Consider the following 15,462-nt stretch of genomic DNA (forward strand, 5'->3'; position numbering starts at 1 on the left):
ATTATTAATAGATGACTATTTAGCCTGGAAAACGCCATACAACAGCGCGGAATCCTGCTGGTGGTGCTGGTGACCAGTTAGAGTTAGAAGAAACATAACCAGAACCTCCTGGGTTGTTCGCTTCAACGATTTGAACACTTCCACCACTTACACCTGTAACTAAGACAGTATGCACGCCACCAATCCAGCTATCTGGACTATAGGCACTTTCATATTGAACAACATCACCTGGTTGCACGTTACTCCAGCTAACTTGTGTTGCACCAGAAGCAACATAGCCACTGTTTGGACCACCATAACCGAAGTTAATACCGCCTGCCGCTAACCAGCGACGAACAGATACTAAACATTCGCCTGGTTGATTCCAACCTGTTGCATAAGAATTACCAACATCTGCTAAAGCTGCATTAATTGCGGCTTGTTTTCCTGAAGTCACGCCACCATTCCCTGGTTTTGCTTCATTACCTTTTTCAGGAGTCGTTGGGTTAGTTACAGGAACTTCTTTTTCTTTTTCAGGTGCTGCTGCAGGTGTTGTTACAACACTTTCTGTTTCAGTACTTGAAGTTGTTGTTTCTTGCGTTGTGGTACTTTCAGTAGTTGTTGATGATTCTACTACTGGTGTTCCGGCTTTTTCTTCAGCAGCAGATGCTGCTGCCTCATTGGCTGCTTTTGTTGCTTGCGCTTGCTCTGCTGCCGCTTTTTGTGCTGCGGCTTGTGCTTGCGCTGCCGCTTGTTCTTCTGCTTTTTTAGCAGCTGCACGTTGGCGTGCTTGTTCTTCTGCTAAACGTTTTTCCGCTTCTTTTTTCTGTTTAATGAAGCCGTCTTTTTTCCCTTGTTCTTCAGAACGTTGTGCTTCTAAATCATTTTTAGCCACTTCTTGTTGAATCTTCAATGTTTTTAATGATTCTGTTTTATCATTTAATTCTTTTGTTGCTGCTTCTAATTCAGCAATTTGTTTTTCAACATTCTTTGTTTTCTTTTCAACAGTCGCTTTGTCTTCTTTTTGTTGTTCTAGTAATTCATTGTTGGCGCTCATCATTGTTGAGACCGCTTGAACGCGACCAATTGCATCTGCTACTGAATCTGCATCTAAGACAGCATCAATAATTGAATCACTTTGACCATTCACTTGGACATCGCGTGCTTGTTTTGTCATTTGTACTTCACGTTTTTGAATACGGACATTCAAATCAGAAATTTCACTATATAATTTAGATACTTCTGATGATAGCTTGTTCTTTTTAGCTGTTAATGTATCGATTTGTTTGGCCGTTTCAACCATATCATTTTCAATCGCGGCAACTTTTGCTTCTGCATCTGACATTTGGCTAGTTAACGCATTAATTTTTTGATCTTGTTGTTGAATCTTTGTATCGTATTCATCTGCAAATGCTGCGGATGGCAACGCTACGCTTGTTAAGGTAATGGAACATACCATTAGAGCCGATAATACACTTTTCTTCAATCTGTTGTCCTCCGAAAATCCTTTTTTGTTAAGCTTTTTTATTATTTATTAAAATTTGAATAAATTTCTCTTTTTCAATGATAGAGCAATTGTAGCATAGCTGTATGTCACTGAGATAATATGGATGTTACAGTAATATTTCAATTTTCTTCTTGTAAATGACAAAAAAAAGCTTCACTTTTTTCACAACTTTCTTCAAGGCTCCAGGGTAAGCTTCTCATCGTTTTGTTATTTAAAGAAAATAAAAAAAGCGAAAAACGCTAACAAATGAGCATTTTTCGCAAACGAACAAAATTTTCAATTTTTATTTTACGGAAAACAGTTTTTTCAGCGGATAAGATAAAATAACATACCACACCATGTTCAATAGCAATGTAGGGCCCAACACACGTGTAATAAATAAAATCGGGCTGACATCCGCTAAATGAAAGGCCACTTGAATCAGTACCGCAATCAGTTCATACAACGTGGTAAAAATAACGATCCCAAAAAAACCAGTTAGTAAATTTGTTTGAATTACTTCTTTAAATGTATACATCAACATAACCGAAAGTGTCAGTGCGACTGTATAAATCCCGATAATGCCAATGTAGTAGCTATCGCAAATAAAGCCTAAAATTAACGAAGTAATTAATAAATAACGTTTAGAAAAATTAGGAACGGCAAACATAAACGCAAGTAATAACAGATGAGAACTGGCGAAGTAAACATTACTTGTCCACGTTTCAAAAGACTTTGTTAAATGAGCATCAATTAACATTAAGAAAAACAAGAGAATAGGCGTGACGTATTTTAAATACTCTTTCCGAATCATTCGCTTTCCCCTGCCGATCTTTTCACGACCGTCACAACGGAGATCCCATAGACATCCGCATAAGGTTTCACATACACTTCACGATCTAAACCAAAACTATCTGGTTTCACTTTAATAACTGTCCCTACCGCTAAATCGGCTGGGGAATTACCACCTAAGCCAGAAGTCTGAACGACATCGCCTTCTTTCAGAGTGGCATCGCCAGTTAATTGTGACACAATTAATGCATTCGTCTTATTGTCGTAATTTTTAAGTAAACCAAATGATTCGCCATTTGCGGAAGTTACTCGCACAGGGAAATGGTTCGAGTTAACATTTTTAGACGTTAGTAGTTCCACTTTTGCAGTCGTTGCATTGACTTCAATAACACGCCCCACTAACCCTTTTTGCGCCATGACCGCCATGCCCGCTTCAATGCCGTCATTGGTTCCTTTATCGATAATTAATAAGTCTTGCCAAGTATCCGGCGAACGCGTAATGACATTCGCAGTTACTTTTTCATAGTTGGCTAACGTTTCGTTCAGATTCAATTCTTGTTTTAAACTATCAATTTCGCGTTTATAGTTATTGTTTTGGACAGCTAATTCATTATAGCTATCAATTTTTTCTTTTAGACGTTCGTTTTCTTTAAACGTGTTAATTAAATTGCCCATTGAAGACAAGCCATTTTCCACCACACGAGCTGGAAAAGAAATCACACGGTCCACCATACTAACGCTATTATTGACGCCACCTTGAACGACATTGGTTTTGCCTTTTTCAGAACGTTGCGCAGCAGTTAAACTAATAATGGTTACTAAAATAATGACTAAAATTAAGGTAATGATTATATTTTTATTTGGATTAAATTTTTTCACAAAGACACCCCAGATATTCTTCAGACTGATAGTATTAATTTTACCACTAATTGACTATAAACAAAAGAGTTGGCGATCGTCTTTAGCTTTTTTTATCATTTCTTTTTTAGGGCTTGTTTTCAACGAAAAAACCAACGAAAAGAAAGGAAGCTTCCTTGGTTTTCGTTGGTTTAAAAAGAAATTATTTTTCTTTGTTTTCTTCGTTTAATAATGCTTTTCTTGACACGTTGACACGGCCTTGTTTGTCAATTTCAGTTACTTTGACAAGGACTTCGTCGCCTAATTTCACGACATCTTCAACGTTGTTCACACGTTCGTTTGCTAATTGAGAAATATGGATCAAGCCATCTTTGCCTTTAATTAGGTTAACAAACGCACCAAATTTTTCAATGCGGACAACTTTTGCTAAGTAAACTTGACCGACTTCGACTTCTTTGGTTAATTCTTCAATAATCTTGATGGCTTTTTTAATCATTTCAGCATCTGATGAAGCAATACTTACGTTACCGTCTTGATCGATATCAATCTTAACGCCGGTTTCATCAATAATGCTGTTGATTGTTTCGCCACCTTTACCAATGACATCTTTAATTTTCGCTGGTTTAATTTGAATCATTTCAATTTTCGGTGCATATTGACTTAATTCTTCACGAGGAGCAGCAATCGTTGTTGTTAATTCTTCTAGAATTTCCATCCGTGCTTTCTTCGCTTGGTCTAATGCTTCCGTTAAAATTTGTTCTGTAATTCCTTGGATTTTGATGTCCATTTGTAAAGCAGTGATTCCGTCTTTCGTTCCCGCTACTTTAAAGTCCATATCGCCAAGGTGGTCTTCTAAACCTTGAATATCTGTTAAGATTGTATAGTTTTCGCCATCACTAACAAGACCCATTGCAATACCTGCAACTGGCGCTTTAATTGGCACACCCGCATCCATTAATGCTAATGTTCCCGCGCAAATACTTGCTTGTGAAGAAGAACCATTTGATTCTAACACTTCTGCTACTAAGCGGATTGTGTAAGGGAAGTCTTCTTCTGATGGAATAATTTGTGCTAAGGCACGTTCACCTAACGCACCGTGACCGATTTCACGACGACCTGGTGAGCCCGCGCGTCCTGTTGAACCAACAGAGAATTGTGGGAAGTTATAATGATGGATGAAACGTTTGCTATCTTGGACACCCAACCCATCGATAATTTGATGTTCCCCTAAAGGCGCTAATGTACAAACGGATAAAGCTTGTGTTTGACCCCGAGTAAATAAGCCAGAACCATGCACACGTGGTAAAATACTTACTTCTGATGATAAATGACGAATTTCGTCTAATTTACGGCCATCCGGGCGAATCTTATCGATCGTAATTAACTCACGTACGACATCTTTTTCAAGATCTTCCGCAATTTGTTTCACTTCTTTTAGTAATTGCGCTTCTTCTTCGTGTTCCGCAAATTTTTCAGCGTAAACTTCTTTGACTGTATCTTTTACTTTGTCAATTTCAACTTCACGTGCTAATTTTTCTTCCGTCATTACGGCTGTTTTCATTGTATTGTAGTATGCATCAAAAATTTCTTTTTTAAGATCAGCGTCCACTTGTAATAAGTCCACGTCCATTTTTGGTTTACCTACAGCGGCAACGATTTCTTCTTGGAACGCCACTAGTTCTTTAATGGCATCAAAACCGAAAAGTAAGGCACCTAACATATCTTCTTCTGATACTTCTTTAGCACCACTTTCAACCATGTTGATGGCTTCTTTTGTTCCAGCAACAGTTAATTCAATATCTGTTTGTTCCGCTTGTTCTACCGTTGGGTTTAAGACATATTCGCCATTAATACGACCAACGTCAACACCAGCAATTGGTCCATCAAACGGAATATCTGAAATTGCTAACGCTAAGGAAGACCCAAACATTGCAGCCATTTCTGGTGTACAATCTTGATCAACACTCATAACGATGTTCGTGATTTGGACTTCGTTACGGAAGCCTTCTGAGAACATTGGACGAATGGGACGATCGATTAAACGAGCGGTTAATGTCGCACGTTCACTTGGACGACCTTCACGTTTAATGAAGCCGCCAGGAATTTTTCCTACCGCATACATTTTTTCTTCATAGTTTACAGTTAATGGGAAAAAGTCTACATCTTTTGCTTCTTTAGAGGCAACAGCAGCACTTAAAACGACCGTATCGCCGTAACGTACTAAGACAGCTCCATTGGCTTGTTTGGCTAATTGGCCGATTTCTACTTCTAGTGGGCGGCCGCCCCAAGTTGTTTTAAAGACTTGTTTTTCTGTCATAATTCTTCTCCTTTACTCTTGCTCTTTGGAAAAGTCAGACGGCTACTAAACAAATGAAAAAGTAACAAGTCGTTGCTGCTCTTTCATTTGGTTAGTAGTTCCTAAAAACTTTCCAAAGAGGACCTTCAATAGTGACAATAAGATAAAAAGCGAGATTCTGATTGAACCTCGCTTTATACGTAATGATTAACGACGTAATCCTAAACGTTGGATCAATTCGCGGTAACGTTGGATGTCAGTTTTACGTAAGTAAGCTAACAAGTTACGACGGTGACCGATTTTTTTCATTAAACCACGGTAAGAATGGTGATCTTTTTTGTGTGTACGCGCATGTTCGTTCAATTGGTTAATGTCTTCAGTTAAGACAGCAATTTGTACTTCTGGAGAACCAGTATCTCCTTCATGACGTGCGTATTCTTTAATGATTTCGTTTTTTCTTTCTTGTGAAATTGCCATTTGTTCCACCTCTTTCTCTATTATTCGTCTGATCACTGAGTGAAGCGTTGGTGACTCGCTAAACCAAGTGATAGATGGTGTGTTTCCACACAAGCTTACTTTACAGGAAACACCGCTAAAATGCAAGCTTAATCTCTATTATTCGATAGTTTTTTTAAACAATCTAGCCCCTTTTTTGGTGATTTTGTGATACACTAAATGGTGGTAAACAACTGATTATTTCAGCGCATGAATAAATAAAAGAAGAATTTTTTTATGTTTCAAAGGAGGAACCATTGAATGATTACAATGAAAGATATTATTCGTGAAGGGAATCCCACACTTCGTGCTGTGGCAGAAGAAGTGCCTGTCCCTATCACTGAGGAAGACCGACAATTAGGCGAAGACATGTTGACTTTCTTAAAAAATAGTCAAGATCCAGTCAAAGCCGAAGAATTACAATTACGTGGTGGCGTTGGTTTAGCTGCACCACAATTAGATATTTCTAAACGAATTATTGCTGTCCATGTTCCTAGTAACGACCCAGAAAACGAAACGCCTTCATTAAGTACGGTAATGTACAACCCTAAAATTTTGAGCCATTCTGTGCAAGATGTATGTTTAGGTGAAGGGGAAGGCTGCTTATCTGTCGATCGGGATGTACCTGGGTATGTCGTTCGCCATAACAAAATTACCGTCAGTTATTTTGACATGGCTGGCGAAAAACACAAAGTTCGTTTAAAAAACTACGAAGCGATTGTGGTTCAACATGAAATTGATCATATTAATGGCATCATGTTCTACGATCATATTAACAAAGAAAATCCATTTGCTTTAAAAGAGGGCGTTTTAGTCATCGAATAAAGAAAAAACTGGGCCGTTTGTTTTCAGACAAACGGCCCAGTTTTTTTTAAATGGCCTTCATTTCTTTTAAGGCTTTCCAAATCCCATCATTATCATTTGTATCTGTGACCATTGTGGCCACTTTTTGAATGGAAGGACTCGCGTTGCCCATTGCGACGCCAATCCCTGCATGGCTTAACATTTCTCGGTCATTTTCGCCGTCCCCAAAGGCAATGATATTTTTTGCATCAATACCCACACGTTTAGCTAAATACGTTAACGTAGCTGATTTTGAGCCATCTTTAGGCACAACATCTACGCTATGTTGATGCCAGCGAATAAAGCGAAATTCTGGGTATTCTTCTTCAAACGTACACTGATCTTCTGCGTCATAAAAAGCCAGCGCTTGGTAAATATCATTTTGACGATAAAAGTGTTCATCATAAGCAGGTGAATGAAAATGAAAAGAGTTCATCGCAATTTCCATTTTTTCAGCACGGTGCTGGTTGCTCTTCTTAATATCATCTAAGCCCACACAAGCAAATCCTAAGCCGCGTTGATCACTGTCTTGTGCCAAACGTTCCAACGCTTCAGCGTGCAATAAATTTTGATAATATTGCTCATGATCCACAAAAGCCGCGGCGCCATTACATAATACGTAATTGGTAAAATCTAAATCCCAAATCACCTCTTGCGCCATATAACGACTTCTGCCAGTTGCCAGCGTAACTAAGTGTCCTTGCTCCCGCAATTTTGCTAGCGCTTCTCTCGTGCTATCCAATGCTTTCTTCTCCGAATTTAACAACGTCCCATCAATATCAAATGCAAAAAGTTTTCTTTCCATCATTTCTCCTTATTCGCTCGCTTTCGCTAAATATTTACTGCCTTCTCGTTGTGCTAAAGGACTCAACACTAATTCTTTCATCAATTCCTCGACCCATTGCGGATTCGTTTTACTATATTGGCGTAATGACCAGCCAATCGCTTTTTGAATGAAGAACTCCTCTGTAGTTCTATCATAAATAATCGCCTTTTTCAACAGGTCCTGATTGGTCTTTTCTTTCAACATCAACTGTAAATTCAGCGCAACACGCCGATTCCAGAAATTTTCAGCGCCATAAAAAAGGGCAAAAATCGTTGGCAATTCAGTCAGATGCAACGCCACCCACGACCCAAAAAATTTTCGCCAAGCATCCACACTGTCCCACCACGCTTTTTGTGGAACATAGGCTTTAAACGCTACGACCTCTTCTAATGAAAATCTCCGAACATTTTGAAGGGCTAAATCAATAGCGATATACTGATATTCTCGTTCTGTTTTTTGATAATAAGCCTCAATCTCTTGGCATAATTTTTCCTTTGGCCACGTATGACTTTCTTTTAAAAGTTGTTTACTTAACGCTTGACGTTCTGGGGCGGGGATGCCTACAAAAACAAATTGGTGTTTCATATAAGCAGACATTTTTGCTGCTGTTTCTGGGTTCTTCTGAAATTGAAGTGTGTCCATTCCTTCGCTCCTTATAATAAAAAAACTATACTAAAACAGTGTACCATGTTTTAGTATAGTTGGTTGGTCAATTAATCAAAATACGTTAAGTTTTTGTTGTCTTTATCTAACCAGGCATAGCCGAGACCCATAATTAAGCCACCACCGATAAAGTTACCGATAAAGGCCCAGAACAGATTATGAACAACATTACCAGCTGTGAAAGCTTCAATTGCGCCGTTCGAAGCAAAGTAAGCTAAACTGAAGGCTGGGAAGTTGGCAATCACGTGTTCAAAACCAAGGAACGCAAAGATAAAGATAATGAAAATAATGGCCGCGACTTTGCCGGCGTCATCTTTCATTCGCATACTCACTAATACGGCTGTATTAACTACAATATTGGCGAACATAGCTTCAACTAAAATCTGTAGAGTGGTTTTTTCTAATTTTCCAGCAATCGACGTAAAGAAGAAACTATCTTTTGGTAAATCTTGGAACGGCACCGTAAGTGATACCAAGAAACCAAATAAGACGCCACCAATTAAATTGAATAAGATACAGGTAAATAAAATTTTTGCAGCTAAGGAAAAGTTGACTTTTTTACGATAGACCCCAACAGTCATGTACAACATATTCGAGGTACCAAGTTCGGCATTCATATATAAAATCATCACAAGTGACCAACTGAACATGAAGGCATAAAGCATTTTCCCTAAACCATGAGAAATTCCTTCTCCTTTAATTGCGATTGCAAAAGCAACGGCTGTTCCCAACGTTAAAAATAGACAAGCAAGCATTGCACGAACAGCGTAGCGGGAAAAGCTGTTTGAGAATAAATTCACTTTCTTGTCGATGGATTTATCAATTTGTTCAAACAATGGTGAACCAGACTTCATTGTAAACTCCCTTTCATTCCGTTTTCAACTTATATTTTCAAAACATCTCCCCTTATTCTAATGAGGAAAAGTGTTTTTGTCTACCTTTTTTTCATATTTCACTTTAAAACCTTGACGTTTCCTATCCTATTAAGTATACTAGATTTTGTGTAAAATAATTGCAGCAGAAGAATAATAACTCGTCAACAGTTCATTGCCAAACTTGGTTCAACTGCGTAACCGCGGCTGCAAAGGCGAAGGTTGAAGAATGAACTGAACGAATATGAATTTTTCATCTAATTATTTTACTCCAAAAAAACATTTATTTATTGGAGGAATTTTTAATGTCTCGTTATACTGGACCATCATGGAAAGTATCTCGTCGTCTAGGTATCTCTTTATCAGGTACTGGTAAAGAACTAGCTCGTCGCCCTTACAAACCAGGACAACACGGACCTAACAGCCGTGGTAAAGTTTCTGAATACGGAATGCAATTAACTGAAAAACAAAAATTACGTCATATGTATGGCATGAACGAACGTCAATTCCGTACGTTGTTCATTAAAGCAAGCAAAATCAAAGAAGGTAAACACGGTGTTAACTTCATGGTTTTACTAGAACAACGCTTAGATAACGTTGTTTACCGTTTAGGTCTTGCAACTACTCGTCGTCAAGCACGTCAATTAGTTAACCATGGTCACATCACTGTAGACGGCAAACGTGTTGATATTCCATCATACCACGTTGAAGTTGGTCAAGTGATCGGTGTTCGTGAAAAATCTCAAAACATCTCAACAATTAAAGAAGCGGTTGAAGCAACTGTTGGACGTCCAGCATTCGTAAGCTTTGACACTGAAAAATTAGAAGGTAGCTTCACTCGTTTACCAGAACGTGATGAACTTTACCCAGAAATCGACGAAGCACTTGTCGTTGAATACTACAACCAAAAACTTTAAGATTTCAAAAGGTCGAACTACGTTTCTTACCTTTTTTCAAAACCTTGCCTTTCTTGGCAAGGTTTTTTTCTTTGCCCTCTTTACAAAATGGTTCACTTCCGCTAAACTATTGTTAACCAAATAAAAATAATTGGTTAACAATAGAAAGTGAGGCTTCTTATGAATAAAGCATCGTTACGCTCTTTAATTTTAGCAGCAGAATTCGCTGTGATTATTGCTGTACTTTCACAATTTACAATTCCATTGGGGATTGTCCCACTAACCGGACAAACATTTGCCATCGGCTTAACCGCTACCGTTTTGGGCAAGCGAACGGGGACCTACGCTATTTTAATTTACTTCTTATTAGGATTAATTGGTTTACCCGTTTACGCTGGGATGTCTAGTGGGTTCGGTGTACTCTTTGGACCAACTGGCGGCTATTTAATCGGATTTATCTTTAACGGCTTATTAACTGGTTATATTTTAGAAAAAACAACCTTTAACTATACTTGGGCCATTATCGCAAATATTGCCGGTGCCTTAGTTACCTTAGTTTTCGGCATGATTTGGTTGAAGTATTCCGCAAATCTGCCGTGGCCAAACGCTTTCGCTGGCGGGTTTGCTCCGTTTATTATTCCTGGTATCATCAAGGCTGTCGCAGCTGCTTATGTTGGTATTTTAATTCGCCAACGCTTTATGAAACGTTTTTTAGCACATCTTTCTTAAGGGGAAAACTTTTTTCTTTTCCTTGTCTGTAGTACACTAAAAGGACAAAGGAGTGAAGTCCATGTCCTCATTATTAAAACGATTGGTTCAGTTGGTTTTGTTAGTCGTCGCTGTCTTGCTAATTCGACACTATGTTTTCTCCCCTGCTGCGGTGAACGGCTCTTCAATGGAACCAACACTTCATAACAACGACCGTTTATGGGTGACCTCGATTAAAAAACCACAGCGCTTTGATATTATCGCTTTTCCCAGTCCTCGCAACGGCCAACGAGTAGCCAAACGTTTAATTGGTTTACCTGGCGAAACAGTCGAGTATCGCGATGATACCCTTTATATTAATGGTGTATCACTCAGTGAAGATTACTTAGCAAGTGCTAAACGAAATGTCTCTAAAAATGAAAATTATACCCAAGATTTTACGCTAGAGACCTTAGAAGCCACCCAATCCCTGACCGTTCCAGAAGGCATGTATTTTGTCTTGGGGGATAATCGCCCGCGCTCAGATGACAGTCGTTACTTTGGCTTTGTTAAACAAGCGAGCGTGGAAGGTGTTTTGACTTTTCGTTATTATCCATTAGATAAAATTGGCTTTCCATAAAATAGTAAACCGCCCCCAAAAAGTCTAACTTTTTGGGGGCGGTTTACTATTTTTTTAAGGTCCAGTGACTAAGTTCCACGTCACCGTTCCTTGATATTTCTCATTTATTTTCCCTTGATTGGCAGGGACTTCTAATTTCACATTGGCAAAATCAAAATCTAATTGATAGACATCATTACCTGTAAATTGGTTATTAAGAATTACTGGTGTAGATGTACCGTCACTCGTCAAAGTTAAGGCTTTCGTAACCCCAACTTTATTTGTTAACTCTGTGACTTGATTATAGTTTTCGATTGCTATAACATCCGCACTTCCTAATAATAAACGCGTACTAGTTGGCAAACTATCAGCTGACGCTGTTAACTGTGACAATTGTGCTGTTAACTGCCAATTAGGTTGGCTTGTCTTTATTCGTAGATATGGATTACGTGTGCCGTTGCCATAGTAATCAGCTGCTTTTTTCAGTCCGTACTGCTTAGTGCTACTGTTAATCGTAATTTTCCCAAAATCAAACGTTGGTGTACTAATGAAACCTTCTTCTACTGGTGTTGGCGTAATCGTTTGATCTTCTCCTTGAATACGTACAAAGTTACTAGCTGTCACTGCAGAAAAGTTTCCACTAGCTGTCATTTCTGCGGTTAAAAGTTGTCTTGGTTCTCCCGTGATTTTCGCTGTACCCACTGTCACTAAGGCTTCACCGTTCACAGGAATCTCTATATCCAAATTAACCCCTGCTTGCCATTGTTCTGCCGTCACTGGAATAATTTTATTTGGTGTATTACCAATGCGAACAGCTAATTGTGTCGGTACCGAAATACCTGCCGCCCATTTGGCAGTTGGGGCTAGTTTAACGTTGGTCAATGGAACTTCACTGGTGTTTTTTAGTCTAACTGTCCAAACCATAGAAGCTTCATTTGGGATCACTTCTAGTAACCGACTAACCGTCATTTCTGCTGTTGGTTGGACTTCCTCATAGACCGCTGTCATGTCATCTTTATCGTCGTAAGTCACGGCGTAACTTGGTGTTTTAGTCGTTGTCAAGGTGCCTGGTTTGGTTTTACCTTTGTACCAGCCTCTGAACTTATAGAATTTGTCTCCTGTTGTATAAGTGTCTGGTAAGGCTTTCGTACTAGCGTAAGTGAAATTATCACTATCAATCACTGTTTGTTTTCCTTGCGTGAAGCCTGTTGGCGGTGTAATTTTAGCGCCGCTTGGATCCACAAAGTTTTCAGTGACTCGGCGATTTTCTAAATAATAGTAGATTGTTCCCTCTGGAGAAGCTAGGTTATAGTTTTTTCCGACTGTCCCTGAATAAATTCCCATAGCATACAACGTGTTATTCGGGTCCCATGTCCAAAAAGCTCGTCTGGTTCTAAAAAAAGTTCCAGCGTCAGTTAATTTGAAGGCTTCTGCTCCGTCAGCTTGAGAAACAACCGTATATGGCGCTTCTATATTTTTCCGGATCTCTTTGCTCATAGGATACTTTGTTTTGTCTCCCGTATAAGTAGCTAGCGGTGTAATCGACATTGTCTTATATTGTTTAGGAATCGTATGATTAACAGACCTTGCACCGTATGTCTTAAGCTTCTCTATCGGGAAATCATATGACTTGCCAGGAATCGATAATTTTTTTAATTTACTCATCACTTCATCAGTTCCTTGGATTTTCCCTAATACTGTTGATTCAGTTTCGTCACTTTCACCTAATTCGGCTTCTACAGAAAAGCCTGCTGTATTCAATAGGTTACCTGCCTCATCAACATAACCAAAGTACACATCTTTGGCTGGTAAATTATACGTTTTCATCACGACTTCTTCATAGACTACCGTCAAATCATCATCATCATTATAAGTGACTGGATAACTGGGAGCTTTGGTCGTCGTCAAGGTGTCTGGTTTGTTTTTACCTTTGTACCAGCCTTTGAACTGATAGGTTTTCGTGCCGACTTTATAGGTATCTGGCAAATCTCCGCTTTGCTTAAAGGTGTACGAATCACTAGTAATTACTGTTTTTTTCCCTTGGGCGAAACCTGACGGTGCGGTGATTTTAGTACCATTGGTATCTACGAAGTTTTCCGTAACACGACGATTTTCTAGGTAAAGATACATACGTGCATTTTCATCTAGTGTATAGACACTCGGTTCTACTCCTTTACCAGTAATAGTCGCACTTAATAGTGTTGCAAGTCTAACATTTGTAGGCATTGATGACCAGTATATACCGCTCATCGTAAACTTTTGTGGATCTGTTGTCGGGTCAAGACCAATTCGCCATCCAGTTGTATCGATGTCACTTTTGACACCACTTCTTAAACTAAGACGATACGTTTCTGGAATAGAGTAGGCTGTACCTGTATAATTTGGGCCAGGTTGATACGTTACGGTTTTATACATTTTGGGCAACGTAAAGGTTGCATTGCGAACTCCATATTGCAACGGCGTAGGTCTTTCTGTATCGAAAGCTCGACCTGGTATAGTGATTTCTTTTACTGCGCTATTATTGTTAGTCGGGACTGGGCCAATTGGCGTCACTTTGCCATCCGCAACTTCAACTAATTCTCCAGTAAAGCCATAACGATCAGCAAATGTCAGCCCCCCTGTTTCATTGATAAATAGGACACGATACATGCGATCAGGCAAAGTCACTGGATTCTGAATCGCCTTATTCATCACCTGAACAGATGACATTCCTTTTCCTTCTTGAAAAGTCACAGGATTTTGAATCGCCTCATATACCACCGTCAAATCGTCATTCCCATCATAGGTCACCGCATAGCTTGGCGCTTTGGTCGTGGTCAAGGTATTTGGCTTGGTTTTGCCTTTGTACCAGCCTTTGAATTTGTAGGTTTTGCCGTCTGCTTGATAGGTGTCCGGCAAAGTACTAGCTTGTTTGAAGGTGAAGTCATTGCTGGTCATTGGTGTTTTCTTGTTTTGGGTAAAACCTGTTGGCGGCGTGATAGCTACGCCGTTAGCATCTACGAACTTCTCGGTGACTTGTTTCCGAGTGACTACGTAATTAAGTGTTTCTCGGTACGTTGCAGTGCCATCAAATCCGTATAATACTGGTTCTACTGGAGTGCCAATGGGGGCGACACTCAGGATTCTTAAAAATTCATTACCATCCGTGTTTAGAGAGAAAACATTTTCACTGCTTTTAGAAAACACGCTATCTCTTGTGCGTAATACAAAAGGAGTCATATGATTTCCAAACTGCGGTAACTCAGTTGTTTGTTGTGCACTATATCTGGTCATCCTCAGTGTAGAATTGGGCACAGCAACAATACTGTCGACATACTTTAGCGTGTTATCAATCTTTAATTGTTCAACCGCGTATATATTCATCCTATAATTTGCTGGTAAATCTGTAAAAAAATCGTATGGTAAAGGAACCGTTGCATTGACAGCTACTCGATATTGACCGCCTTCTGCATTAGAAGAAGTAATTGGATAATTAACCGCATACGATCGCCATAAACTAGTTGCGTTTTCATATCCAAATTTAGTATACGTCCCTGATAACGTTAAGTTTTCATCAGTAAAAGCTTGCCCTGATTCATTAGTGAAAGCCAAGGTTATTCTCGGATAAATCACTTGATTATTCGGCACCCAACGTGGCGAAATACTCGTTTGTCGGTCATTTTCACTACTATTTTCTGCAGGTTGTGCTGTTGTGTTTGTTTTTATCTCTGGTGTTTCCAGTGGCGCTTTTGTCTCTGCTTGTTTCGCTGTTTCCTGTGTTACTTTTTCCCGACTCGTTTCAGTCGTTTCTTGACTGCTTTCCGTACTTTCTTGCGTTGTGCTACTTGCTGGTGTTGCTTCCTTAATACTATTTGCCACTGTCGGGCTACTTTCACTCGTGACTGTTTCCGCAATGGCTGTTACGCCAGAAAAGGCGTTAATCACTAAAGAACTACACAAGCCAATGGTTGCTAAGCGTTGCCAGTTAATTCTCTTCATGTCGTCCCTTCTTTCTATGTACCATTCCCGCCAAGCCGATTAAGGCTAAGCTGGGAATGCTAAAATTTGCTTGCCCCTTGTCCCTTCGTACAGGGCGCAAGGGTCAGTCGTGATAGCTTGTGCTGAACCACCTCTTAGGTGAGTTCCTGTTGGAAGTAACTTTTGCCATTTT

General features: G+C 39.4%; 13 protein-coding genes. 4 read left to right on the top strand and 9 right to left on the bottom strand.

Annotation, left to right across the window (positions count from 1 at the left end; all coding sequences use genetic code 11):
* Window positions 1-19: 19 nt before the first annotated feature.
* The 5 genes from PYW42_RS12910 to rpsO all read right to left on the bottom strand — a co-directional run bounded on the left by PYW42_RS12910 (window position 20) and on the right by rpsO (window position 5,888).
* Window positions 20-1,438: a CHAP domain-containing protein gene (locus PYW42_RS12910; RefSeq protein ID WP_002411423.1), complete on the bottom strand. Its 1,419-nt coding sequence runs from the start codon at window positions 1,436-1,438 to the stop codon at window positions 20-22.
* 331 nt (window positions 1,439-1,769) lie between these two features.
* Entirely contained in the window at window positions 1,770-2,279 is a 510-nt protein-coding gene (mreD, locus tag PYW42_RS12915; protein ID WP_002354987.1) for a rod shape-determining protein MreD, read from the bottom strand.
* Window positions 2,276-3,136, bottom strand: coding sequence for a rod shape-determining protein MreC (gene mreC, locus PYW42_RS12920; protein ID WP_002383273.1), 861 nt, complete (start codon window positions 3,134-3,136; stop codon window positions 2,276-2,278). Before mreC ends, mreD begins: the two co-directional genes overlap by 4 nt.
* 181 nt (window positions 3,137-3,317) lie before the next feature.
* Window positions 3,318-5,432, bottom strand: a complete 2,115-nt coding sequence (gene pnp / locus PYW42_RS12925; protein WP_002367402.1) for a polyribonucleotide nucleotidyltransferase — start codon at window positions 5,430-5,432, stop codon at window positions 3,318-3,320.
* Between the two features lie 186 nt (window positions 5,433-5,618).
* Window positions 5,619-5,888 (bottom strand): 30S ribosomal protein S15, encoded by a 270-nt coding sequence (gene rpsO / locus PYW42_RS12930; protein ID WP_002354983.1) that lies wholly within the window; start codon window positions 5,886-5,888, stop codon window positions 5,619-5,621.
* A gap of 279 nt (window positions 5,889-6,167) precedes the next feature.
* Between rpsO and def the strand changes: the two genes are divergently transcribed.
* Window positions 6,168-6,731, top strand: coding sequence for a peptide deformylase (def, locus tag PYW42_RS12935; protein ID WP_002354981.1), 564 nt, complete (start codon window positions 6,168-6,170; stop codon window positions 6,729-6,731).
* A 46-nt stretch (window positions 6,732-6,777) separates the two neighbouring features.
* On the opposite strand, the gene PYW42_RS12940 is transcribed toward def, so the two are convergent.
* The 3 genes from PYW42_RS12940 to PYW42_RS12950 all read right to left on the bottom strand — a co-directional run bounded on the left by PYW42_RS12940 (window position 6,778) and on the right by PYW42_RS12950 (window position 9,092).
* Window positions 6,778-7,554: an HAD family hydrolase gene (locus PYW42_RS12940; protein WP_002361040.1), complete on the bottom strand. Its 777-nt coding sequence runs from the start codon at window positions 7,552-7,554 to the stop codon at window positions 6,778-6,780.
* Between the two features lie 9 nt (window positions 7,555-7,563).
* A complete protein-coding gene (locus tag PYW42_RS12945; RefSeq protein ID WP_002389498.1) occupies window positions 7,564-8,217 on the bottom strand; it encodes a DNA alkylation repair protein in 654 nt (217 codons plus the stop codon).
* A 71-nt stretch (window positions 8,218-8,288) separates the two neighbouring features.
* Window positions 8,289-9,092, bottom strand: coding sequence for a formate/nitrite transporter family protein (locus PYW42_RS12950; protein WP_002365340.1), 804 nt, complete (start codon window positions 9,090-9,092; stop codon window positions 8,289-8,291).
* Window positions 9,093-9,415: 323 nt separating this feature from the next.
* Here PYW42_RS12950 and rpsD point away from each other — a divergent pair, with 323 nt between their 5' ends.
* The 3 genes from rpsD to lepB all read left to right on the top strand — a co-directional run bounded on the left by rpsD (window position 9,416) and on the right by lepB (window position 11,333).
* Window positions 9,416-10,027 carry a 30S ribosomal protein S4 gene (rpsD, locus tag PYW42_RS12955; RefSeq protein ID WP_002365342.1) on the top strand — a complete coding sequence of 204 codons (612 nt, stop codon included), beginning with the start codon at window positions 9,416-9,418 and terminating at the stop codon, window positions 10,025-10,027.
* A 159-nt stretch (window positions 10,028-10,186) separates the two neighbouring features.
* Window positions 10,187-10,735: a biotin transporter BioY gene (locus tag PYW42_RS12960; protein WP_002354975.1), complete on the top strand. Its 549-nt coding sequence runs from the start codon at window positions 10,187-10,189 to the stop codon at window positions 10,733-10,735.
* Window positions 10,736-10,796: 61 nt separating this feature from the next.
* Complete coding sequence (gene lepB / locus PYW42_RS12965) at window positions 10,797-11,333, top strand: signal peptidase I (protein WP_002385230.1); 537 nt, start codon at window positions 10,797-10,799, stop codon at window positions 11,331-11,333.
* Window positions 11,334-11,387: 54 nt separating this feature from the next.
* Here the strand turns inward: lepB and PYW42_RS12970 are convergent, their stop codons facing one another.
* Window positions 11,388-15,290: a WxL domain-containing protein gene (locus tag PYW42_RS12970; RefSeq protein ID WP_002411422.1), complete on the bottom strand. Its 3,903-nt coding sequence runs from the start codon at window positions 15,288-15,290 to the stop codon at window positions 11,388-11,390.
* Between the last annotated feature and the right edge of the window lie 172 nt (window positions 15,291-15,462).

It is taken from the genome of Enterococcus faecalis (genome assembly GCF_029024925.1).
GTDB lineage: Bacteria > Bacillota > Bacilli > Lactobacillales > Enterococcaceae > Enterococcus > Enterococcus faecalis.